This is a genomic window from Rhodococcoides kyotonense, from assembly GCF_001645385.1.
GTDB lineage: Bacteria > Actinomycetota > Actinomycetes > Mycobacteriales > Mycobacteriaceae > Rhodococcoides > Rhodococcoides kyotonensis_B.
This window is the reverse complement of record NZ_LVHI01000012.1, coordinates 488,870-511,786: the sequence shown is the minus strand read 5'-3', so window position 1 is coordinate 511,786 and position 22,917 is coordinate 488,870. Positions and strand designations below refer to the sequence as shown.

General features: G+C 64.9%; 23 protein-coding genes, 4 tRNA genes and 2 pseudogenes. 13 read left to right on the top strand and 16 right to left on the bottom strand.

Features of this window, described 5'->3' with window-relative positions:
* Positions 1-62 precede the first annotated feature (62 nt).
* From A3K89_RS10490 to A3K89_RS10470, 5 genes are all read right to left on the bottom strand, one after another.
* Positions 63-368, bottom strand: coding sequence for a DUF1416 domain-containing protein (locus A3K89_RS10490; RefSeq protein WP_068424883.1), 306 nt, complete (start codon positions 366-368; stop codon positions 63-65).
* 2 nt (positions 369-370) lie between these two features.
* A complete protein-coding gene (locus tag A3K89_RS10485) occupies positions 371-1,207 on the bottom strand; it encodes a sulfurtransferase (protein ID WP_068424880.1) in 837 nt (278 codons plus the stop codon).
* A 49-nt stretch (positions 1,208-1,256) separates the two neighbouring features.
* The gene (locus A3K89_RS10480) at positions 1,257-1,724 is read right to left on the bottom strand and encodes a DUF4395 domain-containing protein (RefSeq protein ID WP_068424877.1); all 468 of its coding nucleotides are present in this window, start codon (positions 1,722-1,724) and stop codon (positions 1,257-1,259) included.
* A 246-nt stretch (positions 1,725-1,970) separates the two neighbouring features.
* Positions 1,971-2,387: a thioredoxin family protein gene (locus tag A3K89_RS10475; RefSeq protein WP_068424874.1), complete on the bottom strand. Its 417-nt coding sequence runs from the start codon at positions 2,385-2,387 to the stop codon at positions 1,971-1,973.
* Positions 2,384-3,163, bottom strand: coding sequence for an LmeA family phospholipid-binding protein (locus tag A3K89_RS10470; protein WP_068424871.1), 780 nt, complete (start codon positions 3,161-3,163; stop codon positions 2,384-2,386). The genes A3K89_RS10475 and A3K89_RS10470 overlap by 4 nt, the downstream gene beginning before the upstream one ends.
* A gap of 166 nt (positions 3,164-3,329) precedes the next feature.
* On the opposite strand from A3K89_RS10470, the gene A3K89_RS10465 reads away from it, so the two are divergent.
* From A3K89_RS10465 to pstB, 6 genes are all read left to right on the top strand, one after another.
* Positions 3,330-4,097 (top strand): winged helix-turn-helix transcriptional regulator, encoded by a 768-nt coding sequence (locus A3K89_RS10465; protein ID WP_068426095.1) that lies wholly within the window; start codon positions 3,330-3,332, stop codon positions 4,095-4,097.
* Between the two features lie 5 nt (positions 4,098-4,102).
* On the top strand, positions 4,103-5,020 hold the full coding sequence (gene mshD, locus A3K89_RS10460; protein ID WP_068424868.1) for a mycothiol synthase: 918 nt from the start codon (positions 4,103-4,105) through the stop codon (positions 5,018-5,020).
* Positions 5,021-5,216: 196 nt separating this feature from the next.
* The gene (gene pstS, locus A3K89_RS10455; protein ID WP_068424865.1) at positions 5,217-6,314 is read left to right on the top strand and encodes a phosphate ABC transporter substrate-binding protein PstS; all 1,098 of its coding nucleotides are present in this window, start codon (positions 5,217-5,219) and stop codon (positions 6,312-6,314) included.
* 101 nt (positions 6,315-6,415) lie between these two features.
* Positions 6,416-7,456, top strand: a complete 1,041-nt coding sequence (pstC, locus tag A3K89_RS10450) for a phosphate ABC transporter permease subunit PstC (protein ID WP_068424862.1) — start codon at positions 6,416-6,418, stop codon at positions 7,454-7,456.
* Positions 7,457-7,459: 3 nt separating this feature from the next.
* Complete coding sequence (gene pstA / locus A3K89_RS10445) at positions 7,460-8,368, top strand: phosphate ABC transporter permease PstA (RefSeq protein ID WP_068424860.1); 909 nt, start codon at positions 7,460-7,462, stop codon at positions 8,366-8,368.
* A 33-nt stretch (positions 8,369-8,401) separates the two neighbouring features.
* The gene (gene pstB, locus A3K89_RS10440; protein ID WP_068424855.1) at positions 8,402-9,178 is read left to right on the top strand and encodes a phosphate ABC transporter ATP-binding protein PstB; all 777 of its coding nucleotides are present in this window, start codon (positions 8,402-8,404) and stop codon (positions 9,176-9,178) included.
* Between the two features lie 226 nt (positions 9,179-9,404).
* Here the strand turns inward: pstB and phoU are convergent, their stop codons facing one another.
* From phoU to A3K89_RS10405, 7 genes and pseudogenes are all read right to left on the bottom strand, one after another.
* Positions 9,405-10,079: a phosphate signaling complex protein PhoU gene (gene phoU, locus A3K89_RS10435; protein ID WP_068424852.1), complete on the bottom strand. Its 675-nt coding sequence runs from the start codon at positions 10,077-10,079 to the stop codon at positions 9,405-9,407.
* A 74-nt stretch (positions 10,080-10,153) separates the two neighbouring features.
* Entirely contained in the window at positions 10,154-12,115 is a 1,962-nt protein-coding gene (locus A3K89_RS10430) for an LCP family protein (protein WP_068424849.1), read from the bottom strand.
* Between the two features lie 118 nt (positions 12,116-12,233).
* Positions 12,234-13,373 carry a tRNA dihydrouridine synthase DusB gene (gene dusB, locus A3K89_RS10425; RefSeq protein ID WP_068424846.1) on the bottom strand — a complete coding sequence of 380 codons (1,140 nt, stop codon included), beginning with the start codon at positions 13,371-13,373 and terminating at the stop codon, positions 12,234-12,236.
* 102 nt (positions 13,374-13,475) lie between these two features.
* Positions 13,476-14,240, bottom strand: a pseudogene (locus tag A3K89_RS10420) (acyl-ACP desaturase); the annotation flags it as partial.
* A 10-nt stretch (positions 14,241-14,250) separates the two neighbouring features.
* A pseudogene (locus A3K89_RS26835) lies at positions 14,251-14,583 on the bottom strand (acyl-ACP desaturase); the annotation flags it as partial.
* Positions 14,584-14,985: 402 nt separating this feature from the next.
* Positions 14,986-15,058: transfer RNA gene (locus A3K89_RS10410), tRNA-Lys, on the bottom strand.
* A gap of 58 nt (positions 15,059-15,116) precedes the next feature.
* On the bottom strand, positions 15,117-16,370 hold the full coding sequence (locus A3K89_RS10405) for a lipase family protein (RefSeq protein ID WP_068424838.1): 1,254 nt from the start codon (positions 16,368-16,370) through the stop codon (positions 15,117-15,119).
* An 806-nt stretch (positions 16,371-17,176) separates the two neighbouring features.
* Between A3K89_RS10405 and A3K89_RS10400 the strand changes: the two genes are divergently transcribed.
* From A3K89_RS10400 to A3K89_RS26165, 6 genes are all read left to right on the top strand, one after another.
* A complete protein-coding gene (locus A3K89_RS10400; RefSeq protein ID WP_068424835.1) occupies positions 17,177-17,845 on the top strand; it encodes a TetR/AcrR family transcriptional regulator in 669 nt (222 codons plus the stop codon).
* 79 nt (positions 17,846-17,924) lie between these two features.
* A tRNA-Glu gene (locus A3K89_RS10395) sits at positions 17,925-17,997 on the top strand.
* A 129-nt stretch (positions 17,998-18,126) separates the two neighbouring features.
* Positions 18,127-18,200 (top strand) — tRNA-Asp (locus A3K89_RS10390).
* Positions 18,201-18,307: 107 nt separating this feature from the next.
* Positions 18,308-18,384: transfer RNA gene (locus tag A3K89_RS10385), tRNA-Phe, on the top strand.
* A 90-nt stretch (positions 18,385-18,474) separates the two neighbouring features.
* Positions 18,475-19,029: a DUF6584 family protein gene (locus A3K89_RS10380; RefSeq protein WP_068424832.1), complete on the top strand. Its 555-nt coding sequence runs from the start codon at positions 18,475-18,477 to the stop codon at positions 19,027-19,029.
* An 88-nt stretch (positions 19,030-19,117) separates the two neighbouring features.
* Positions 19,118-19,420, top strand: a complete 303-nt coding sequence (locus A3K89_RS26165) for a hypothetical protein (protein WP_206030933.1) — start codon at positions 19,118-19,120, stop codon at positions 19,418-19,420.
* Here A3K89_RS26165 and A3K89_RS10370 read toward each other — a convergent pair.
* The 3 genes from A3K89_RS10370 to A3K89_RS10360 all read right to left on the bottom strand — a co-directional run bounded on the left by A3K89_RS10370 (position 19,391) and on the right by A3K89_RS10360 (position 20,835).
* Positions 19,391-19,687 carry an ANTAR domain-containing protein gene (locus A3K89_RS10370; protein ID WP_068426093.1) on the bottom strand — a complete coding sequence of 99 codons (297 nt, stop codon included), beginning with the start codon at positions 19,685-19,687 and terminating at the stop codon, positions 19,391-19,393. The two genes, A3K89_RS26165 and A3K89_RS10370, sit on opposite strands and share 30 nt — an antisense overlap.
* Positions 19,688-19,795: 108 nt before the next feature.
* Positions 19,796-20,383, bottom strand: coding sequence for a helix-turn-helix domain-containing protein (locus A3K89_RS10365; protein WP_068424829.1), 588 nt, complete (start codon positions 20,381-20,383; stop codon positions 19,796-19,798).
* Between the two features lie 44 nt (positions 20,384-20,427).
* On the bottom strand, positions 20,428-20,835 hold the full coding sequence (locus tag A3K89_RS10360; protein ID WP_068426087.1) for a hypothetical protein: 408 nt from the start codon (positions 20,833-20,835) through the stop codon (positions 20,428-20,430).
* A gap of 83 nt (positions 20,836-20,918) precedes the next feature.
* Between A3K89_RS10360 and A3K89_RS10355 the strand changes: the two genes are divergently transcribed.
* The gene (locus A3K89_RS10355; protein ID WP_068424827.1) at positions 20,919-22,022 is read left to right on the top strand and encodes a hypothetical protein; all 1,104 of its coding nucleotides are present in this window, start codon (positions 20,919-20,921) and stop codon (positions 22,020-22,022) included.
* On the opposite strand, the gene A3K89_RS10350 is transcribed toward A3K89_RS10355, so the two are convergent.
* Positions 22,009-22,914 carry a pseudouridine synthase gene (locus A3K89_RS10350; protein WP_068424824.1) on the bottom strand — a complete coding sequence of 302 codons (906 nt, stop codon included), beginning with the start codon at positions 22,912-22,914 and terminating at the stop codon, positions 22,009-22,011. The two genes, A3K89_RS10355 and A3K89_RS10350, sit on opposite strands and share 14 nt — an antisense overlap.
* Positions 22,915-22,917 lie beyond the last annotated feature (3 nt).

Below are 22,917 nucleotides of genomic sequence, written 5' to 3'. Positions count from 1 at the left end.
CGGCGAAGCCGCAAAAGCCCCACACCTTTCGAGAAGGTGTGGGGCTTTTGATGTTTCGAGGATCAGACTCCGACGGTCACGTTCGCCGAGTGGATGCCTGCGCTCTCGGGGGCGATGTCTGCCTGTCCGTTGCCGGACGAGGACAGCGCGCGCAGCGTCCAGTTGCCGGGAGCCGCGAAGAAGCGGAAGTCGCCGGTTCCGGATGCCACGACCTCGGCCGTGAACTCTCCGGTGCCGTCGAGCAGACGCACGAACGCGCCGCCGACGGGCTCACCGTCGGACGCGAGAACGCGGCCGGTGATGACCGTCTCCTTCTCGACGTCGACGCCTGCGGGAATGGTCTGGCCCTGTACGGGTGCTCCACACATGATCAGTGAACCTCCAACTCGATGGGTGCTCCGACGAGCGAGCCGTATTCGACCCAGCTTCCGTCGTAGTTCTTGACGTCCGACTTTCCTAGCAGCTCCTTGAGCACGAACCAGGTGTGGCTCGAACGCTCGCCGATGCGGCAGTAGGCGATGGTCGCCTTGTCCTCGTCGTAGCCCTTTTCCTTGTAGAGGGCTTCGAGGGCGTCGTCGTCCTTGAAGGTGCCGTCCTCGTTCGCGGTGGTGCTCCACGGGATGTTGATGGCGCCGGGGACGTGTCCACGCTGCTGCGCCTGCTCCTGCGGAAGGTGTGCGGGAGCGAGGATCTTGCCGGAGAACTCGTCGGGCGAACGCACGTCGACGAGGTTCTTGTTACCGATGGCGTCGATGACCTCGTCGCGGAATGCGCGGATCGACAGGTCGGGAGCCTCGGCGCGGTACTGCGTGGTCTCGCGGGTGACGACGTCCTTCGACAGGGGACGACCGTCGAGTTCCCACTTCTTGCGACCGCCGTCGATCAGCTTGACGTCCTTGTGGCCGTACAGCTTGAAGTACCAGTAGGCGTAGGCGGCGAACCAGTTGTTGTTGCCGCCGTACAGAACGACGGTGTCGTCGTTCGAGATGCCCTTGGCCGACAGCAGGTCGGAGAACTGGTCCTGGTTCAGGAAGTCGCGGCGAACGGCATCCTGGAGGTCCTTGCGCCAGTCGAGCTTCACTGCGCCCTCGATGTGACCGCCGTCGTAGGCGCTTGCGTCTTCGTCGACCTCGACGAAGACGGTCTTCGGGGCGTTCAGGTTCTGCTCGGCCCAGTCGGCAGAGACCAGGACGTCGGAGCGAGCCATGGGTTTCCTTTCGATCTTTCTTTACTTCGGTCGGTGGGGGGTCGAGCGGTCAGGCACTGGAGGATTGTGTCCGCAGTCGTGCCACGAAGGGGTAGATCTGACAGCCGAGGCAGATCGCGAACGCCGCGTTCAACAAGGCGGCGACGAGAGCGAATCCGGTTGCGACGGTGCCGAGTACGGGCACGCCGGCAACGAAGCCGACGACGCCGACGGCTGCGAAGACGAAGCCGACGAGCTGTGCGAACTTCAGCGGCGCAACGGGCTCGCGCTCGGTGGTGGGTGAGAGGCGTGGCGCGATCGCAGCGGCGAACACGCGGCCGTACGGACTACGGCGCGGACCGACAGCGGCCCCGATCGCGAAGACGACGGCTTGCGCTGCGAGCAGGATCGCAGCGACCGTCACGTCGACGGTGGACAGGACGAGGACAGCGGCGAGAACCACCGTGGTGATCCAGGCGGCGAACCGTGGACCACGAACGTCGACCTGGTCGACGGTGGAACGGATATCGGAAGACATGGTGTGTGCGTGCTCCAGCGTTCGTTGACAAACGGACGATCTGCAGGACCCGCGAACGACGGTTCGCAGTGGTCATCTCGAACTTCGGGCCAGGGCGCGACGGCGCCCCAGGGTTCGGACGATCAGCGGCAGCGACAGCAACAACCGCCCAGTCGGCACAGATCTACCGTGCGTCGACTGGTGAGCAACAGCTCCTGGCGGTGGGACACAGGAGAGGATTCTAGCGGAGAACGCGACCGGTCGAAACTACAGGTCGAGCAGGGCGGATCGCAGCGATGCCGCCGTCGGGACGCCGGGAATGCGGGCGCGTTGCGCCAGTTCGCGATCCAGCACGAACGTCGTCGGCAGCGACAGCACCCCGAGCTCTCGCGCGAGCTCGGGATGGTCGTCGATATCGACCTCGAGATCCACCGGCCCGTCCGTGTCCGCGAGAACTTGCCCGACGACGCGGCGCACCGCGGCGCACGGCCCGCACCACTCGGCGGAGAAGTGCAGGACCGTCGGTGCGCCCGGCCTGGCACCGGCGCTCTCGAGGAGAGTGTGCAGCTCCTGAGGGACGGTGGCGCCGGACGTGTCGATCACGCGTCCGGATCGGTGGCGAATCGCCAGTCCGAGCGACACCGCAGCGATCACCGCGATGACGAGGACTGTGATTCCCGTCATGGTGCGTCGATCTGGTCGAGGTCGATCGTCGTGTTCTTCGCGGTGCCCTCGATGACGATCTGCGAGCCTTCGGCGTACACGTCGGTCGGCAGCACTCCGAACGGAAGAGTCTGGCGATCGATGGTCTTGGTGAAGAGACCGAGCACGGCCGGCTTGACGACATCGGGGATGGAGAAGTCGGCGCTGCCTTCGGGTCCGAAGTAGAAGTCGCTCGCGACGATGTCGACGCTGTCGCCGTCGAGGATCAGGTCCGCCTGGACGCTGACCTCCGTCTCGATCGGCCCGACGGGCACGGTGCCGGTCAGAACGACACCGCCGTTGGTCGTCATGCCGGAGCCGCCCGAACCGCCCGTTCCATCCGACTTGTCGGCCGGGGGAGCGGATACCTGCAGGTCGACGATGCCCAGGAACCGGCCGAGGTCGGTCGCCTCGATGCGGACCCGCCCGTCCAGTTCGTCGACGGGGACCGTGCGGACCGAGCCGTCGACCAGGTTCGACAGCGGAATCGAGACGCCGCGCAGGTTCGCCTCGATGGTCGTCGCGCGCACGTAGTCGTTCGGTACGTCCTGTGCCCTGATCTCGACGTTTCGATAGTGGCCGTCGACGGCCTGCGTCAGGAACGGGAATCCGTGCACGGTCACCTGTGGATCCGACGGCAGGTCGCCGCCCTGGCGGATGGCACGCGAGACTCGATACTCCGAATAGGCGGCCACCCCGAAGTCGACGACGAGGGCGAGCGCCACGAGGCTCACGAGACCGATGATGAGTTTCCGCATTCGACCATTGTGACCGACGAATCGGTCGGTGCGTCGAACGGAGGTAGCCGCGGGCACGCTAGTCTGAACCCCTGAACAAGCAGCTCACTCCGTCTTGGGTGAGCTGGTGACCTGACACGTCGACTCGATGCGATCTCGGCACGACAGCGGCAAGAATGGAGGCGGTGTGGAGCTTCTGCTTCTGACCTCCGATCCCAATCCGGAGGCTGTTCTACCGTCGCTCGCGCTCCTGGCGCATCACGTGCGGCCCGCCCCCACCGAGGTGTCGTCGCTTCTCGAGGCAGGCTCGGCGGACATCGCGGTCGTCGACGCGCGGACCGATCTCGCGGCGGCGCGCGGGCTGTGCAGGCTGCTCGGCAGCACCGGCTCCGCGATCCCGGTCGTCGCGGTGCTGACCGAAGGCGGCCTCGTCGCGGTCAACTCGGAATGGGGTCTCGACGACATCCTGCTCCCCGGTACGGGACCGGCGGAACTCGACGCCCGGCTCCGGCTGCTGGCCGGTCGATCCGGTGGCGTCGCGAGCCCGGAAGCGTCGGGCAAGATCACCCTCGGCGAGCTCGTCATCGACGAGGGCACCTACACCGCCCGCCTGCGCGGGCGTCCGCTCGATCTCACGTACAAGGAGTTCGAGCTGCTCAAGTACCTCGCGCAACATGCGGGTCGCGTCTTCACGCGCGCGCAGCTGCTGCAGGAGGTCTGGGGCTACGACTTCTTCGGCGGCACCCGAACCGTCGACGTGCATGTGCGACGCCTCCGCGCCAAACTCGGTAGCGAGTACGAGTCGCTCATCGGGACCGTCCGGAACGTGGGATACAAGGCCGTCCGGCCGAGCAGGAAAGGCGGGCCGGTCGCGCCGGACGCCGACACCACCGGCGACGATTTCGCCGACGGTGACGACATCGAATTCAGCTCCACCAACGGAAGTACTGCGTAGAGAACATGACTGTGTCGTTCGACATCGCCAAGGCCGAGTTCGCGTCGATCACAGAGGCCATGGCCGAGGACATCCTCGCGATCGTCTCCCGCGCAACGGTGGCCGACGGCACCGCTCCGATCTCGGAGCAGGCGGTCAAGGCCGTCACGGCCGACGGCGATTCCGTCCACCTCGTCGCGACGGACGGAGCGACGGTCGTCGGCTACGCGGGTGTCGTCCCGTCGAACGAGAATGCGCCCGCGATGGCGGAGGTCGTCGTCGACCCGACGTTCCGAGGTCGGGGGATCGGTCGCATGCTCGTCGAACGTGCCCTCACCGAAGGTGGCGACGACGCACGGGTCTGGGCGCACGGCAATCTGGCGCCCGCGCGCGCCGTTGCGTCGCACCTCGGGCTCGAGGTGGCGAGGGAGCTGCTGCAGATGCGTCGCCCGCTCGCCGCGCCGGAATTGCCCGATGTCGTTGTGCCCGAAGGGGTTTCGCTGCGAACCTATCGCGGCCATCAGGACGACGCGGAGCTCCTTCGCGTCAACAATGCGGCGTTCTCGTGGCACCCCGAACAAGGTGGCTGGACCGACAAGGACATCGCCGAGCGCCGTGACGAGTCGTGGTTCGATCCGGCGGGCGTGTTTCTCGCGTTCGAGGAAGGTACCGACACCCTCCTCGGATTCCACTGGACCAAGGTCCATCCTGCCGAGGGTGACGAGGCCGAGATCGGCGAGGTCTACGTCGTCGGGATCGACCCCGCCGCGCAGGGTCGTGGTCTCGGACGCGTCCTGACGCTCGCCGGACTGCACTATCTCGAGAACCGTCAGCTCGAGGACGTGCTGCTGTACGTCGAAGCGGACAACGCGGCGGCCGTGCACACCTACGAGCGCCTCGGTTTCGACCGATTTCACGTCGACGCGGCTTACGCACGCGGGTAGAACCGGACATTCGGCCCAGCTGTTCATCTTCCGTTCACCGAGCTGGGGGTAACCGTCCACCGTCTCCCCCTACCTTCTCATCTGGGCCGCCCCGGAGCGGCCCGGTGCGAGGTTCCACGTGGCCGGCACCTTCCCATCACGTAGAGGTCGGCCCGACCTCTGGCGTGGAACGGCTCGAGATCCTCGGAGGAAACAGGTGAAGCTCAAGCGCAGCGCGTCTCTCGTAGGCGCAGTGGCAGTCGGCGCCATGCTGCTGACTGCATGCGGCAGTGACGCGAACGTCGAATCGGCCGCAGGCACGGATTCGGCAGCAACGTGCGAGGGCAAGTCCCCGCTGACGGGTGAAGGCTCGTCCGCTCAGCAGAACGCAATGTCCAACTTCACGTCGATCTACTCCGGCGTCTGCTCCGGACAGGCCGTCGAGTACACGACCAGCGGTTCCGGTAACGGCCGCACCCAGTTCGTCGCAGGCCTCGTCGACTTCGCCGGCTCCGACTCGACCATCAAGGACGAGCAGGCCGCACAGGCTGCAGAGCGTTGCGAAGGGAACCCGGCGTGGAACCTTCCGCTCGTGTTCGGCCCGATCGCCGTCGCCTACAACCTCGACGGCGTCGACAACCTGGTCGTCACCCCGGAGATCGCGGCTCGCATCTTCAACGGCCAGATCACCACGTGGAACGACCCGGCCATCGCGGCGGCGAACGAGGGCGCGACCCTGCCGTCCACCCCGATCACGCCGATCTACCGCTCCGACTCGTCGGGCACCAGCGACAACTTCCAGCGATTCCTGTCCGCCGCTGCTCCCGAGGCATGGACCCTCGACCACAGCTCCGACTGGGCGGGTGGCGTCGGAGAGGGCGCGAACGGTTCGTCGGGCGTCGCACAGGCCGTCGCGGCAACCCCCGGTTCGATCACCTACGTCGAGAAGGGCTTCGCCGAGCAGGAGAGCCTGGGAATGGCGTCGGTCGACTTCGGCAACGGACCGGTCGAGCTGAGCAGCGAGACCGCAGGCGCGGCCATCGACACCGCCACCTTCTCCGGTGAGGGCAACGACCTCGCCATCGACATCGACGCTCTGTACGCGAGTGACGCTGCCGACAGCTACCCGCTGGTTCTGGCCACCTACGAGATCGTCTGCTCCGCGGGCTACGACGCCGACACCTCGGCCGCAGTCAAGTCGTTCCTGCTCAGCGCAGCCAACGAAGGACAGGAAGGCCTCGAAGCCGCCGGATACGTTCCGCTGCCCGAGTCCTTCAAGGAGCGTCTGGTCACTGCGATCAACGCCATCGCCTGATTCAATGAGACGAGAGCCTGCTTCGACGCCACGGCACATCCTGTGCCGTGGCGTCGGGTAGGACCCCGTCGTCTGGCCACTACACGAGAGACGTGAGCGGTATGAGCGACACCACATCGATCACCGGCGGTCCGTCTGCGGCGAGCATCACAGCAGGCGGTGCGCCGCGGAATACGGAAGAACCCAAGCAATTGTCGGACAAGAAAGCCAAGGGCGCCGTCGTTCGCCCTGGTGACCGGATCTTCTCCACCCTCGCCACGGGCTCGGGTGTCTTCATCATCGCGCTCATCGCCGCTATCGGCGTGTTCCTGCTGTGGCGTGCCATACCGGCGTTGTCGAACAACACCGTCAACTTCCTCACCTACAACGGTCAGTGGAACACCTCCGACACGTCGGCGATGGTCTTCGGTATTCGGGACCTGTTCCTGGTGACGGCGACGGTGTCGATCTTCGCGCTGATCCTCGCGATGCCCGTCGCACTGGGCATCGCCATCTACCTGACTCACTACGCACCGAAGAGGGTCGCGGGCCCGCTGGGCTACGTCATCGACCTCCTTGCGGCGGTGCCCTCGATCGTCTTCGGTCTGTGGGGCCTCTACGTTCTGGCGCCGGCCATCAGCCCGTTCGCCGAATGGCTCAACGAGAACCTGAGCTGGTTCCCGCTCTTCGCGACTGGCTCGGTCTCGATCGCAGGCGGCGGCACCATCTTCACCGGCGGCATCGTGCTCGCCGTCATGATTCTTCCGATCATCGCCGCGGTCACCCGCGAGGTGTTCGTGCAGACCCCCCGTGGCCAGATCGAAGCGGCACTCGCCCTCGGCGCCACGCGCTGGGAGGTCGTGCGCACGACCGTCATCCCGTTCGGCAAGTCCGGCTTCGTCAGCGGCTCGATGCTGGGTCTCGGTCGCGCACTCGGTGAGACCATCGCGCTGTACATCATCATCCGCAGTGTGCAGTCCACGTTCGGATGGACCCTGTTCGACGGTGGTAGCACGTTCGCGACCAAGATCGCTCTCGCCGCGGGTGAGTTCAACAACCAGCTGCAGGCAGGCGCCTACATCGCCGCCGGCCTGGTGCTGTTCGTGCTCACCTTCGTGGTCAACGCAGGCGCCCGCGCCGCGATCGCAGGAAAGAAGGACTAGGCCATGACCGCAACCATGGATCGCCCGGTCAAGGAACCGACCTTCAAGGGTGTCAGTGCGCGTCGCAAGTTCTCGAACGCCACGGCGACGGCATTGGTCAGCCTGGCCGTTCTGATCGCCCTCGTGCCCCTGGTGTGGGTGCTGTACACGGTGGTCTCGCGTGGTCTCTCGGCCGTCGTGAACCCGAACTGGTGGCAGAAGTCGCAGGCCGGTATCACCCAGTTCATCGAGGGTGGCGGTGCGTATCACGCCATCGTCGGCACGCTCACGCAAGGACTGTTCTGCGCGCTGATCTCGATCCCGATCGGCATCTTCGTCGCGATCTACCTGGTCGAGTACGGCGCAGGAACCCGCCTGGCCCGCGCCACGACGTTCATGGTCGACATCCTGACCGGTGTCCCGTCCATCGTCGCCGCGCTGTTCATCTACGCGCTCTGGATCGCCACGTTCGGCTTCGAACGCTCCGGCCTGGCGGTGGCTTTCGCTCTCGTGCTGCTGATGATTCCCGTCATCGTTCGATCCGCGGAGGAGATGCTGCGCATCGTCCCGCAGGATCTGCGTGAGGCGTCCTACGCGCTCGGTGTGCCGAAGTGGAAGACGATCGCCAAGATCGTCGTTCCGACGGCCCTGTCCGGCATCGTCACCGGCATCATGCTCGCCCTCGCCCGCGTCATGGGTGAGACGGCGCCGGTGCTGATCCTCGTCGGATCCGCGACGGCGATCAACTTCAACTTGTTCTCGGGACCGCAGACGTCGCTGCCGCTCATGATGGTCGACCTGCAGAAGGCAGGAACCGGCGCGCTCACTTCCGAGCGCATGTGGGGAGCAGCGCTGACGCTGATCCTGATCATTGCACTGCTCAACATCGGCGCGAAGCTGGTCTCCAAGTTCTTCTCGCCCAAGAACGTCTGACCGCGAGCCTCACAGAAACTTCAGGAGCCGACCATGGCAAAACGTCTCGACCTCAAAGACGTCAACATCTACTACGGCAAGTTCCACGCCGTCCAGAACGTCACGCTCGCAGTTCCGCCTCGCGGCGTCACCGCGTTCATCGGACCGTCCGGCTGCGGCAAGTCGACCGTGCTCCGCTCGCTCAACCGCATGCACGAGGTCACCCCGGGTGCACGCGTCGAAGGTTCGGTTCTGCTCGACGGTGAGGACATCTACGGTGCGGGCGTCGACCCCGTCGGTGTGCGACGGACCATCGGCATGGTCTTCCAGCGTCCGAACCCGTTCCCGACGATGTCCATCCGCGACAACGTCGTCGCAGGCCTCAAGCTGCAGGGCGGCAAGAGCAAGAAGGAGCTCGACGAGGTCGCCGAGCGGTCCCTCAAGGGCGCCAACCTCTGGAACGAGGTCAAGGATCGTCTCGACAAGCCGGGCGGTGGATTGTCCGGTGGTCAGCAGCAGCGTCTCTGCATCGCACGCGCCATCGCCGTGCAGCCCGACGTTCTGCTCATGGACGAGCCCTGCTCGGCACTCGACCCGATCTCGACCCTCGCGATCGAGGACCTGATCAGCGAGCTGAAGAAGGACTTCACGATCGTCATCGTGACGCACAACATGCAGCAGGCCGCTCGCGTCAGCGATCAGACCGGGTTCTTCAACCTCGAGGCCACCGGCAAGCCGGGCAAGCTCATCGAGCTCGACGACACCGAGAAGATCTTCTCCAACCCGTCGCAGAAGGCAACCGAGGACTACATCTCGGGCCGCTTCGGATAGAACCGCCCGGTCGTTCCTGCAGGCTCCCCTCCCGCCGAGCGACCGCACTCGAACACGAGAAAACCCCCGAGCCCATTGGGTTCGGGGGTTTCTCGTGCGCGGGCGGCGGCGGCGACCGGAGCGAATGTCGCATTCGGTCACTTCAAGTGACCGGATGGCCCCATTCGGTCACCGAGGGCTGTCGAGCCCCTTCGGTGACCGAATGGGACATTCGGTCCATGGAAGGTCAGGCGCTGGGCAGGTGGGTGGCGCTCAGCTCGGTGGGCAGTTCCCCGGTGGCAAGGAAGATGACCCGGCGTCCGACCTCGACGGCGTGATCGGCGAAACGCTCGTAGTAGCGGCCGAGCAGCGTGATGTCGACGGCAGCAGCCACACCGTGCTTCCATTCACGGTCCATGAGGACGGTGAACAGGTGGCGGTGCAGGTCGTCCATCGCCTCGTCTTCTTCGCGCAGCTTGGCGGCCCGCTCGGGGTCACGAGTCTCGAGCACCTCGCGCGCCGACGCACCGAGCTGGACGGCGATGCGGCCCATCTCGGCGAAGTAACCGTTGACCTCTTCGGGCAGCGTGTGGTTGGGGTGACGACGGCGGGTGATCTTCGCGACGTGCAGAGCCAGTGCGCCCATGCGATCGATGTCGGCGACGATCTGAATGCCGGAGACGACCGAACGCAGATCGCCGGCGACCGGAGCCTGCAGGGCGAGCAGGGAGAAAGCCTTCTCCTCGCACTGGGCGCTGAGGTCGGTGATCTTGTCGTGGTCGGAAATGACCTGCTCGGCGAGAACCAGGTCGGCTTGGAGGAGGGACTGGGTGGCCGTGTCCATGGCGGATCCGGCCAGAGTGGCCATCTCACCGAGGAGATCGGCCAACTCGTTCATCTGTTCGTTGTAGGCGACGCGCATAACCACGGAGTTTAGTAGCTCACATGCACCGAGTCATGGACGCCGGAGTGAACGGGGTGTGAATGGATAGGTGGCTATGCGCAGGTGTCGTCTGCAGCGTTGGTGAACGCAAGATCCGTCGGCAGCGGTGCAGATCCGGTGCTGCCCTGAACCCGCGTGACGTCGATCGGCTGGCCGAACGTCGTGGGGGCGGTGGTGTAGCCGGGGTAGTCGGCTCCGAGCACCACTTCCACGAGGCTGTCGAGACCCTGGCCCTCCTCGACGACGGCACCCGGAATGGCCGACGCCACGGTCGCTGCCTCGGATTCCTGGCCGGGTGAGTAGCGGACGACGGTCTGCGCAGCGGTCCCGACGAAGTTGCCCACGCCCACGATCTGGAAGCCGTAGGTCGAGAGCTCCTCGGACGCCGTTGCCGCCATGCCCGGCATCTCCGACGCGTTGGAGACCTGGATCGACACCGTCATCGGATCCACCGCGAGGACGGGTGCCGCCTGCTCCGGGGGAGCGGCCGACGTCTCGGTCGGAGTCTGACGCTCTTCACCGGGCAGCGGGTCGTCGTTGATGATGGCGCTGAAGATCGCGGAGATGGCGTCGTCCATGGGGATCTCGTTGCCCCAGTCGTTCGTGCCCGACGTGGGGAGCGTGAGGAACGTGACGGCGCCCGCATCGACGTTCTGCAGCGATCGGCCCAGCGTGACGAGATCCTGAGTCTTGACGTTCTCGACGAACGTGTCACTGGTGAAGGCGTTCACGAAGCCGTTCAGCTTGCCCGGATCGAGCAATACCTTGTTGGAGAGCGCCGAACGAAGAAGCGACGACAGGAAACGTTGCTGCCGCTTGATGCGTCCGTAGTCGCCGTTGCCTTCCGAATCGACGTGGCGTGCGCGGACGTAGTTCAGTGCGGTACGTCCGTCGACGCGTTGCTCGCCTGGATTCGCGAGGACGGTTCCGAGTTCGCCGTCGACGAGGGGCTGCGGGGTGCAGACCTCGACGCCACCGATCTCGTCGACCATCGATTCGAAGCCGGCGAAGTCCATGCCGACGAAGTGACCGATCTTCAGACCCGAGATCTTCTGGATCGTCTTGACGAGGCACTTGGGACCACCGAGTGCATAGGTGGCGTTGAGTTTGTCGCCGTCGGCTGCGGGATACATCTCGCCGGTGTACGTGTTCGAGTCGTTGTCGAAGCCCTCGCACGCAGGGCGGGTGACGTCGAGGTCACGCGGGAACGACACGGCGACCACGCGGCTGCGGTCGGCAGGAATGTTGACGAGCATGACCGTGTCGGACCGCGCGCCTTCGGCGTCGTCGACGGTTCCGGCGCCGATCTCGCCGCTCGCGCCGGCACGGGTGTCGGTGCCGACGATCAGATACGTCTCGTCGCCGTACTGGCCTGCGGCGTCGACGACGTCGGTGGAATCGGGATCGAGGGCCGCGACCTGGGCGAAGCCGCGGTCGGTGCTGCGCAGATAGCCCCAGACGACGCCCGTCAGGGCCACGGACAGAATCGCGAGGATCGAGACGAATCCGCGCGCGACGTTCCTCGCACGCTTGCGGCGACGCACCTTGCTCATCGCGAGGCGCGTGAGCGCGGGCCGTTCGTCGGCGGGAGCTCCGACGGCTTCCGGCTGGGCTGTCTTCGGGCGGGGCGTCGCGTCGGTAACGGGGTCGATCTTCTCCGTCGGGGCCTCGACGTCGGGACGGTCGGCCTGAGCCGCCGATTCCTGGGAGGAGTCACCGTCGGCCATCTTGGCCGTCAACTCGGCGACGGATACTCCCTCGGCCGAGCGAGGGGTTCGTTTGACGAGACGGCTCAGTCGGCCGCCGTCGCGCGAGGAGTCGTCGCTCGTGGGCTGTTCGACGCGGGGTGCGGCGGGTGCCGTCGGCGCGATCGGTGGCTTCGGCGGGGACGTGTCCTGACGCGGCGGTGTGGCCTCGGGCGCGCCCGAAGACTGCGGCCGAACACGAGAGATCGGGCGCTCCCACGGAGCCCTGCCCTCGGGCACGGGCGCGTTCGGGTCCCGATCGTCACCCACGTGTTCTCCTGGCCTTCCTGGCGAAATATCGTGCTCGCCGAGTCAGGCGATCCCAGCCATGATACCGAGGAGACGGGCGCGGTCCACTTCGATCATGGCGCCGAACCGTCGACGCAGGTCAGCCTCCGGAATGCATCAGGTCGGCGCCGACGGGAACACGGTCGTCCTCGGGATCGTCGAGCCAGCCCTCGGGAAGTGACACTGCGCCGGGCGATCCCTGGCGCCCACGCGGGCCTTCCGCGTCCTTCGGGAACGGCACGGTCGGGTCGAGGAGGGCCAACAGGTCGTCGAGCTCGGCGAGAGACTTGACCAGCGACATCTGCACTCGTACGTCGGAACCCGCGGGGAAGCCCCGCAGGTACCACGCGACGTGCTTGCGGAGCTCGCGCAGGCCCTTGTCCTCGCCGTGGTGATCGGCCAGCAGCTCGGCGTGGCGGCGGATGATCGTGGTGACCTCGCCGAGGGTGGGAGGCGTCGGCTCCGGACGGCCGGCGAAGCGTGCACTCAGCTCCGCGAACAGCCATGGGCGACCGAGACATCCGCGCCCGACGACGACGCCGTCGCAACCGGTCTCGTTCATCATGCGTACCGCGTCGGACGCGGAGAAGATGTCACCGTTGCCGAGGACCGGGACGTCGGTCACGTGTTCCTTCAATCGGGCGATCTCGTTCCAGTCCGCGGTGCCGGAGTAACGCTGTGACGCGGTGCGAGCATGCAGCGCGACGGCCGCCGCACCTTCCTCGGCCGCGATGCGGCCCGCGTCGAGATGCGTGTGGTGTTCGGCGTCGATGCCGACACGAAACTTCACGGTGACGGGTACCGACGTGCCCTCGGTGGCCTTGACCGCGGCAGCGACGATGCGTCGGAACAGGGCGCGCTTGTACGGCAGCGCGGCGCCTCCGCCCTTCTTGGTGACCTTCGGCACGGGGCAACCGAAGTTCATGTCGATGTGATCGGCCATGTTCTCGTCGACGATCATCTTCGCGGCCGCGTAGGTGGTGTCCGGATCCACGGTGTAGAGCTGCAGCGACCTGGGTGTCTCGGTGGGCCCGAAGGTGGTCATGTGCATCGTCGCGGGCTGACGCTCGACGAGCGCGCGGGCGGTGACCATCTCGCAGACGTAGAGCCCGGAGGTGCTGCCTGCGCGTGCGATCTCCTGCTCACGGCACAGCGTGCGGAACGCCACGTTGGTGACCCCTGCCATCGGGGCCAGCACAACAGGGCTGTGCAGTTCGAGTGAACCGATCTGCAATGTCATCGAAAAAGCCTCGTTATTTCTTGGGTGTGTGGAGCGAACGAGCGGTGCCCGGCACCGACCACGGTACCGGGCACGATCGAGGTGGAGCGGGTTCTGCGCAGGTCAGGACGCCTGCTTTGCCGCCTTCGCCGCGTCGCGGGCGAGCGAACGGTCGCGCATTTCTTCGAACTTGGTGGCCTGCTTCTCCAGGTCTTCGAGGAATGCGGCGAGTTCTTCCCGACGGGTCTCGCCGCGGCCGGTGAAGTCCTCGCGCTCGAAGATCTTCCACTTGCGCAGGACGGGCCAGACGACTTCTTCGAGGTGCTGACGCAGGTCGTAGATGCCGTGCTTGGCCATCAGGACACCGTTGCGGCGGAAGTTGGGCATTCCGGCGCCGGGCATCTGGAAGTTCATGACGATATTGCACACCGCGTCGAGTGTCTGGTCGGGTGCGATGTCGAGGGCTGCGGCGCTGATGTTGCGGTAGAACATCATGTGCAGGTTCTCGTCGGCGGCGATGCGCTGGAGCATGCGGTCGGCGATCGGGTCGTCGCACACCTTGCCGGTGTTGCGATGCGAGACGCGCGTCGCGAGTTCCTGGAACGTCACGTACGAGACGGAGTGCAGCAGTCCGGTCTGCGATCCGGCGGGGGATGCGAAACCGTTGGTCATGTGGATCATGCGGGCTTGCTCGAGCGCGACGGGATCGACGCCGCGGGTGACGACGAGGTAGTCGCGCATGACGATGCCGTGCCGGTTCTCCTCGGCGGTCCACCGTCCGACCCAGGTGCCCCAGGCGCCGTCCTGGGAGAAGTTCTCGGCGATCTCGCGGTGGTAGGACGGCAGGTTGTCTTCGGTGAGCAGGTTGGTGATCATCGCAGCCNTCGCGCATGACGATGCCGTGCCGGTTCTCCTCGGCGGTCCACCGTCCGACCCAGGTGCCCCAGGCGCCGTCCTGGGAGAAGTTCTCGGCGATCTCGCGGTGGTAGGACGGCAGGTTGTCTTCGGTGAGCAGGTTGGTGATCATCGCAGCTTTGGCGACCTCGGAGAGCTTGCTCTGCTCCGGGTCGTAATCGACGCCGCCGAGTGCCGCGAAGTTACGGCCCGCGTCCCACGGCACGTAGTCGTGCGGATGCCACTCCCTGGCCATGGACAAGTGGCGGTTCACGTTGTCTTCCGCAACAGGAACCAGCTCTTGAAGCAGTTCCAGTTGTGTCAGATCCCTCGCCATTACATTGCCTCCAGACATTGCGGATAACCGGACCCAGCCTACGGCACCGTAACTTCGCTGTGTGCACGCGTCGAACTGCGTCGCGCATCACGATTACCGGCTGGTACTTCGGAGATTTCCCCCATTGCAGGTTCGTTCCCCGTTCTCGAACCGTTACCGAGTGTACGACTGCATAACGGGAAAGGGCTGCATGTTTGCTGTCGATGTGCTGTGCGTCGACGCAGACAGTCTGCCCGACGGGTGACTGCCCTTTCGCGGCCTGCAACGCATTCGTCGCGGTATCGAGTTGCAATCGTCATCCGCTGTTCGCCTCGCGGTCACGGGCCCTTCGCAGGCCGACGACGAAAAAGGCTCGAACTTCGGCCGAAGAACCGCGGTGAAGTTCGAGCCGTGCGCATTCGGTGCCCCCAGTAGGACTCGAACCTACGACCTGCGGATTAAAAGTCCGTAGCTCTACCAACTGAGCTATAGGGGCGCGGATCGAAAGTGTAGTGGTGCACACTCCAGGACTCACGAGGCACCCCCTCGGCCTGTCATCGTCCGAAGCTGCTGCACCCTTCCGGCGCAGGCTTGCCCGCGAGGCGGTCGTCGATCCAGGCGTGAGAGCCGGGCAACCCGGAGATCGCGACGACGAGGTGTTCGCCGACGTACTCCTCGAGTCTGACGTTCGCGCCGTTCGCGCACCATTCGTCGTAGAGCGTCTCGGCCCCTTGTCGAGGGACCCAGAATTCCTGCTGTCCTTGGTAGATGAAGACGGGCGCCGACGGAGCGAGGTCTCCGCCCATTCGGTTGTCCGCGATGATCCGCTCCGCGATGGGCGTGCGGTGCACGTTCGGGACGTCCGAGAGAGCTTGCACCGGAATGGGTGCCACCAGACCGGGGGGTGCCAACAGATAAATGCACATGTCCTTGGCGATCTGCGCCAACCTGAGGCCGTTGGCGTTCATGAGTTGGAACATCTCCGGGTACTCCCGTGCGACGCCCATCGTGGCCGAGAGGAACAGCGTCGATGCGCCGTTGTTTCCGTTCATGGAGCCGAGGAGTATTCGGTAATCGACAGGAGCACCGCCGAACGCAGTGCCGACCAGGTTGACGTCGGGCGCGTAATCGGGAGCGAGCTGCGCGGCCCAACCCGACGCGATGGCGCCGCCCGAGTAGCCGGTGATCGCGATCGGAGATTCGTGTGGCAGTCCCAGCCCGGGCAGATTCACCATGGCGCGCAACGCGTCCAGGACGGCGTGTCCTGCCATGCGGCCCGCGGCGTACGCCTGCCGCGGTCCCTGATGGTCGGTGACGACGACTGCATAGTTCTTGGCCAGAAATAGTTGCACCGCAGCGATTTCCGGCGCAATCCCGCGCGGCAGGGTCCACGACGGGGCGCACGTGTTTCCGAGTGAATCGATGGCCATGTTGTACGCGACCACCGGACGCGTACCAGGTCCGGTCCAGGGGGCAGTGGGAACGACGACGGTGGTGGCCGCAGCGACCGGCCGGTTGTGGGAGTCGCTGGTGCGGAACAGAATCTGAGTCGATCGCGTCGGTGTTACCAGCGGTCCGACGGTGACGTCGCGAGTATCGAGAACCGTTCCTGGAGCGGAGCTTTCGTATCCGGGCGGCGGGTCGAACCACGGCTCGCCCAGCGGGGTGGCTGCAGCCAGGCTCGGGTCCTGCGCCGGAGACACGAAGTCCGCTATCGGGTCTGCGTCGACCGTCCACGGCGTCGCTGCGACGAGTGCGCACGCGAGAATGGTTACTGCTGAACGAGTTGCAATTCTTCCCATGATCATGCCGTCACCTGAATTCGTAGTCGTCGTCGACCCGATGTGCTCTACACCACATTAATTACCGACCGAAGCCCGGCGTGTTGGAACTGACTGTGTCGATTTCGAACCGTTACTGAACCGGTTGCTTTCGAATGTATTCGGACGCAGTGTATTAACTGGAACATCGAGCGAGATGATTCGAAAGTGGCTGTGTCGCAACGGGTTACATGAAGACGTATATGTCGAAAAGTAACTGCGAAACACGTTCTCGGATAATGTGATTCGTGGTTCAACTATCGATTTCTCGATACCGTACGACCGTGAAATGTTCGGGTTTTCGATCCCGTCGATTCGGCGTGAAGCACTATCGGGCCGGATGCCTGTTTTCGGCATCGGCTAATTCGATCGCGTGGGACCCGAAAGTCGATTCTCGTCGATGTGCGATCGCGTGTGCCGAGGCCGTCGTCGACGCGATCGGGCAGACGAAACGATCCGACGGTTACGTATGAAAACCGGGTAGGGTGGGTGGTGTCGTAGACCGCCGGAAGAAGCCCGGCGGCTCGGGAGGATGACACACTCCCGAGAGGTGTCGTCACGAGGTGCGCTGAAGAAGTCGGCGACTCGAGTGCGCACCCCCTGCAGCGCACTCGAGCCGAAGAGACCATACCACTCGGATTGTTTGTAATGGTCCGCGGATTTGTCCGTTTCTCGGTTTCTCGAGGAGTTCCAAGGTGGAGGACGGTCTTTTCGCGCTGCAGTGAAGTAGTCTCGAAATTGCGGTAAGCCGCTGATAGAGCGGGTCGCGTGGGTTTGGAAGGCACGGAAAACCAATGGCACAACAAGAGCGCGCACGGAGGACCCGGGCGGCGATCGTCGAGGCTGCGGCATCGGAGTTCGCGCGTCGTGGGTATGCGGCAGCGTCGGTCAACACCATCCTGGAGGGCTCCAACGCCACCAAGGGTGCGATGTACTTCCACTTCCAGTCGAAAGAGGACCTGGCAAGGGCTGTACTGAGCGCCGCTCTCGACAAGTATGTCGCGATCACCGAACGCTGGAGAGGGTCGACGCTGCACCCGTTCGACGTGCTCCACGGAATCATCGACGACCTGGCCCGCAGCTTCCAGTCGGACGTGATCGTTCGCGCCGAATTCCGGCTCATCGTCGAGCCCGAGTTCTACAGCGAGGTGCAGTCCGGAGGCGGGAAGGTGTGGGGTCTCGCCGGCCTCGAGCAGGCCCGTCGCGCCCAGGAGTTGGGTGACCTCTCGGACGAGTTCACGCCGGAGAAGTTCGTACGCGTGTTGTCCGCATCGTTGGCCGGTCAGCGCTACATGGCCGATCTCGTGTCCGACAGCCGGGACCTACGCGCGATGTTCGAGGAATCGCTCGAGGTGATCCTGTTCGCGATGGCAACCCCTCAATGGTTGGACGCCTGGCGCACCCGCGGCTGGTCCGAAAACACCGTCTCGAGCGCTGAAAACGCCTCTGACCTGCCGGTTTGAGTTTTCCGCGAAAAGTGTCCTAAGCTATCCCAGCTCCCAACGGAACGCCGTTGAGGGTAGCGCCGGAGCAATCCGGCGGGCCCCCTTCGTCTAGCGGCCTAGGACGCCGCCCTTTCAAGGCGGTAGCGCGGGTTCGAATCCCGTAGGGGGTACCGTAGGACACGGTCGGAATTGACAAACCGGCCAGCAGTACAGCAGTCTCTTGCAGGCCGCCGCGGTTCGAAGCAGAAAAAACTTCTGCTAAGGTTTGCGGCAGTGAATTTCGACAGAAATTCGAGCAAGGCCCTGTGGCGCAGTTGGTTAGCGCGCCGCCCTGTCACGGCGGAGGTCGCGGGTTCGAGTCCCGTCAGGGTCGCAAAATCAGTGCGAAAGCACTGAGTTGCGATGCAAGTCAGCGTCACCAGTAGTACAGAGTTACATGCAGTGCAGAGTTACGAGTGGGCATTCTTACCGGTGCCGCCCGGCCAGGTAGCTCAGTTGGTACGAGCGTCCGCCTGAAAAGCGGAAGGTCGCCGGTTCGATCCCGGCCCTGGCCACCACAATCTTCGCGCGCACGCGCACATCACGGCTGTCGATTCCGATTCGGAACCCGGCCTTCTCTTGCCCCCGAACATCGCTACGCTGATTCGGTGGATGTCATCGATCAAGCACAGGCCGACCTCGCCCGAGGCGACTACACGTCGGCCCGCGATCGGCTCTATTCGGCGCTGAGAACTGCCCCGGCGTCGCAACCCGTTCTGGAGCTTCTCGCCTACACTCACCTCCTCATGGGAGATCGCGTCGGCGCAGGAGCCGCGTGGTTCCTGACGTCCAAAGAAGACGACGACCCCACCGCGTCGGCCGCCTTCGCTGCGTTGGAGGCTCGGCATCGTTCGCCGATCTCGCTGGCGCAGGTTCTGCCGATCAACGCGCCGTCCGACTACTACCCGGCTCAGGCGAAGATGCGTCTCGATCGTCTGTCGGCCGCCGTCGCGAGCAACGGGCAGGTCTGGGTGCCGCCGCGCGACACGATCTATTTCGACGAGTACGGCGTCGACGCCGACGACTTCGTCGACGACGCATTCCCGATGTCCGCCGGTGGGGCGTCGGGGCGGCCTCTCAGGCAGCGAATCCTGGCGACGCTCGTCATCGTCGCTATCGCGGCGACATCGGCGTCGGTCGTTCTGGCTCTCGTGTTCTCGTAGGTCATGCGGGCACGCATTGTGTTGCCGCGTATCGTGTTCCGCGGAGTCATCCACGATTGAACCGAAATCCCGATAGACACGAATCCGTGTGCCACCGAAGGACGATCTCATCGACCCCCATCGACGCGACGACAATTACGACGTCAATCTCGCACAAGCGCGTGTATTCGCTGCTGGATTGGCCGAGCACATCGAGAAGTGCACGACCTCGATAGAGGTCGCTCAGGCGCGGGCGTTCCGCGCGCGTGCCGACAAGGCCGAGGCACGCGCGCGGGAACTCGAGGCGCAGGCGAGTGTGCTCCGGAAGGAGCTGTACGAGATGTATCGTCAGATCGACAACATGACGGCACGTTTTCCGGAACTACGCGGAGACACTGTCTTCCGACGCTGAACGCGGGGCAAGATGGGCGCCCCAGCGTGCGAGAGCCACTCGGCGGGTCTCGGTGTCGCCGCGGTCCCCACCCTCTGCCAACGTGATCACCGCGCGCGCCAGCTCGAACAGGCTCACCCGATTGTCACGGGCGGTGGAGAACAAATCGTCGACCGCGGCAGAGACGCTACCTCCCTGCAAACCGACGAGCACACCCGTCGCGATATCGACATCGGTGCGTGAAGCGGGTCCCCGAGACGTCGTTGTGTCGGGACTTCTGTCTGTCATGAACATTCCTCGAGATGCGTAGTGATCGTGATCGAGCTGAGAGCTATTTCACTGTCCGTGAGAGCGCTCACTCTGCCACACGCCACCGACGAGAAAGTAGCCGATGCGCTAAGACTCGGATGGTTTCGCGCGAACGTGCATCCGTTCCCCCTGCGGCCCGAACAGACTGAGGATCTCGACGGGTCTTCCGTCTGCTGCGCCGAACCAATGCGGAACGCGGGTGTCGAACTCGGCGGCCTCGCCGGGCTTCATGACGATGTCGTGTTCACCGAGCACGAGACGGAGCGAACCGTTGAGAACGTACAACCATTCGTACCCCTCGTGGACGCGCGGGGACGGTTCGTGCCGGTCCGGGTCCACGACGATCTTGTAGGCCTGCATGCCGCCGGGCCGACGCGTGAGCGGTTGGATCGTCACGTTCTCGCGGCGCACCGGGGTGCCCGTGACGCGCGGGTCTTCGACAGGTGGTTCGCTGATCAACTCGTCGAGCGGAATCTGGTGCGCACGAGCGATCGGCAACAGCAGTTCGAGGCTGGGCTTGCGGTCGCCGGATTCGAGTCTGGACAACGTGCTCAGCGAAATTCCCGTCGTCTCCGCGAGAGCGGCGAGCGTCGTACCCCGTTCGCTGCGGAGCCGACGTAGGCGCGGGCCGACGCCTGCGATGACGTCGTCGATCTCTCGTTCCGGCTTGCTCATACGACTATTGCAGTTTCAGCAAAGAAGTTTGTCAAGCCGTTCGCTCAGCTGCAGGCCAGCTTCGCCTGATCGTAGATGCGCTGCGCCTGCTCGGTCGAGGGGCGGACGTCACCGGACGCCGCCTCGACTTCGAGTTCGGAGACGACGGTCGACTCGTCGGTTCCGCTCGCGATCTCGGCGCACGTGCTGTTCAGCAGGGCCTTGATCGCGTTGTCGTCACGGCTGTCGGCAAGAGCGCCGAACTGTGTGCGGAAGGCCACGACGAACGCCTCGACCTTCGCGTCGTCGAACAGATTTCCCGCCTGCTCGCCGAGGCTGGCGGCCACGCTACTGGCCGAGCCTGCCGCGTTGTCGAGGGTCTGATTCGCCTCGGACTGATCCTCGGAACTGCAACCTGCCACGACGAGCGCGAGCGACAGGCCGGACGTGAGGGCGAGTGTTCGGAACTTCATGGGTGTGATCGTAGCTTTCGCCACAGTCACCCTAGTCGGTCGAAACGCGTCGTCCGGTGGACCGGGCCGCTCATACTGGTCCGATGGCAACCGGGATTGCGCCGTCGACTGCGCGGGTCGGCCGGTCACCGATACTGCGCAACGCGTACGGGAGTGCGACGACCGAGGCGTTCATGATCATCGCGATCGCGACGATTCTGGTGACGCGCCTGTACCTGGAACTGACCGGCTACCCGCAGGTCGGTGGTGGCACGCTGCACATCGCGCACGCGCTGTGGGGCGGCGCCGCGATGATGTTGGCTCTGCTGATCGGCTGGCTCTTCATCGGATTCGGGGTGCGCGCGTTCGCCGTGGTGTTGGGTGGAATCGGGTTCGGACTGTTCCTCGACGAGGTCGGCAAGTTCGTCACGAAGAACAACGACTACTTCTACGGCCCGTCGGCCGAGATCATGTACGTGCTCGTGGTCGTCGTCCTCGTCGGCAACCGCATCGTGCGGGACGCGCGTAGGCCGTCGCGCGAGGAGACGCTCGCCAACGCGGCTCTCATCGCGGCGGAGGGGGTGGCGCACGGCTTGCCGGAACATCGTCGCGAGTGGGCTCTGCGCATGGTTGCGCGTGCCGAAGCGGAAGGAGCCGACGCCGAGACCGTCAGCGGTCTGCGGCTGTTGCTCGGGAACTGCAGTCCGGGAAGTGCCCGGCTCTACACGATGCGACGCTTCGCGCCGCGCCTGATTCCCGCCTTCTTCAAGAGCCCGCGCTGGGTGCCCGTCGTCGCGTGGGGGTTGACGCTGGCGTCGTTCGCAGGCGTCGTCTTCGGCATCGTGCAGTTGGTGGTCGGGGACTTCCACTTCGACTCCGAGGACACGACGCTCGACATCGACAGGATGGGAATCTCGAGCGGAATTCTGTTCCTGTCGTCCTGCACGACGTTTGCTCTGTCGTTGCCGTCGGCCGTGGCGTTGCGAAACAAGAAGTTGTGGCCGCTGCGAATGTTGCGGATCGCCGCGCTGATCTTCACGATGCTCAATGCGCTCGTCGATTTCGCCCAGGAAGGGTTCGCGGCCCTCGGCAACGTTGCGATCGGATTGTTCACGATGGCGGTGTTGTCGCACCGAATCGCCGTCAGGACCGCGGAAATAGCCGAGAACAACTTCTCGCACGGCGACGTGTTGTCTATGCCCGAGTAGGGAGCTGCAACGAGCGGGTACTTGTGAACGCCCGACGTTCACGGGTGAACGGGTCGACGAACTCGATGGACCGTGCGAGCAGTTGCAGAGGCGCGGAGTAGTCGTCGTCGGCCACGTCGTAGAACTCCGGGTAGAAGTTGTCGCCGAGGATCGGGATGCCGAGCGAGCTCATGTGAAGTCGAAGTTGGTGTGTACGACCGGTTCTCGGCCGTAACGAGTACAGTGCGTGCACGCCGTCGTGCCGGACGATGTCTGCGTGGGTTTCCGCATTGGGCTCGCCCGGGACCTCCTCGGCGCGAAGAACGCCGCGCTCCTTGATCATTCGGCTTCGCACAGTCCGCGGGAACGTCAGACCGGGATCGAACCGTGCGACGGCGTGATACTCCTTCTCGACGGCGCGGTGCGCGAACAGTTCCTGATAGGCGCGTCGAACCTCCGGCCGTGCGGTGAATACGAGTACACCCGACGTCAGTCGATCCAGCCGATGCGCCGGACTGAGGTCGGGCAGGTCGAGCTGACGTCGGAGCACGACGAGCGCGGACCGCGTGACGTACGCGCCCCGTGGCGTCGTCGCGAGGAAATGAGGTTTGTCGACGACGACGAGATTCTCGTCCCGATGAAGAATGTCGATCGGAAACGAGACGACGGGTTCGTCCGGCTCGTCCCGGTAGAGGTAGATGTCGGCGCGGGGAACGAGCGGCGTGTCGACTCCGATCGGTACACCTGCCGCATCCACCACCTCGCGAGCAGCCACCTTCTCCCGCAACCGATCGGCATCCTGTGGGAACCTGCCGACGAGATAGTCGAGAACGGTGGAGGCCGAGGCGTCGTCGGGCATCCTGATACGGGTAGGTCCGAGGCCGTTGCGGATGGGAAGGGGAGCGCGGGCCATGGC

Coding starts and splice junctions, on each gene's coding strand:
- A3K89_RS10490 (WP_068424883.1), bottom strand. CDS start 368: ATGTGTGGAGCACCCGTACAGGGCCAGACCATTCCCGCAGGCGTCGAC.
- A3K89_RS10485 (WP_068424880.1), bottom strand. CDS start 1,207: ATGGCTCGCTCCGACGTCCTGGTCTCTGCCGACTGGGCCGAGCAGAAC.
- A3K89_RS10480 (WP_068424877.1), bottom strand. CDS start 1,724: ATGTCTTCCGATATCCGTTCCACCGTCGACCAGGTCGACGTTCGTGGT.
- A3K89_RS10475 (WP_068424874.1), bottom strand. CDS start 2,387: ATGACGGGAATCACAGTCCTCGTCATCGCGGTGATCGCTGCGGTGTCG.
- A3K89_RS10470 (WP_068424871.1), bottom strand. CDS start 3,163: ATGCGGAAACTCATCATCGGTCTCGTGAGCCTCGTGGCGCTCGCCCTC.
- mshD (WP_068424868.1), top strand. CDS start 4,103: ATGACTGTGTCGTTCGACATCGCCAAGGCCGAGTTCGCGTCGATCACA.
- pstC (WP_068424862.1), top strand. CDS start 6,416: ATGAGCGACACCACATCGATCACCGGCGGTCCGTCTGCGGCGAGCATC.
- pstA (WP_068424860.1), top strand. CDS start 7,460: ATGACCGCAACCATGGATCGCCCGGTCAAGGAACCGACCTTCAAGGGT.
- pstB (WP_068424855.1), top strand. CDS start 8,402: ATGGCAAAACGTCTCGACCTCAAAGACGTCAACATCTACTACGGCAAG.
- phoU (WP_068424852.1), bottom strand. CDS start 10,079: ATGCGCGTCGCCTACAACGAACAGATGAACGAGTTGGCCGATCTCCTC.
- dusB (WP_068424846.1), bottom strand. CDS start 13,373: ATGACATTGCAGATCGGTTCACTCGAACTGCACAGCCCTGTTGTGCTG.
- A3K89_RS10405 (WP_068424838.1), bottom strand. CDS start 16,370: ATGATCATGGGAAGAATTGCAACTCGTTCAGCAGTAACCATTCTCGCG.
- A3K89_RS10400 (WP_068424835.1), top strand. CDS start 17,177: ATGGCACAACAAGAGCGCGCACGGAGGACCCGGGCGGCGATCGTCGAG.
- A3K89_RS10370 (WP_068426093.1), bottom strand. CDS start 19,687: ATGACAGACAGAAGTCCCGACACAACGACGTCTCGGGGACCCGCTTCA.
- A3K89_RS10365 (WP_068424829.1), bottom strand. CDS start 20,383: ATGAGCAAGCCGGAACGAGAGATCGACGACGTCATCGCAGGCGTCGGC.
- A3K89_RS10360 (WP_068426087.1), bottom strand. CDS start 20,835: ATGAAGTTCCGAACACTCGCCCTCACGTCCGGCCTGTCGCTCGCGCTC.
- A3K89_RS10355 (WP_068424827.1), top strand. CDS start 20,919: ATGGCAACCGGGATTGCGCCGTCGACTGCGCGGGTCGGCCGGTCACCG.
- A3K89_RS10350 (WP_068424824.1), bottom strand. CDS start 22,914: ATGGCCCGCGCTCCCCTTCCCATCCGCAACGGCCTCGGACCTACCCGT.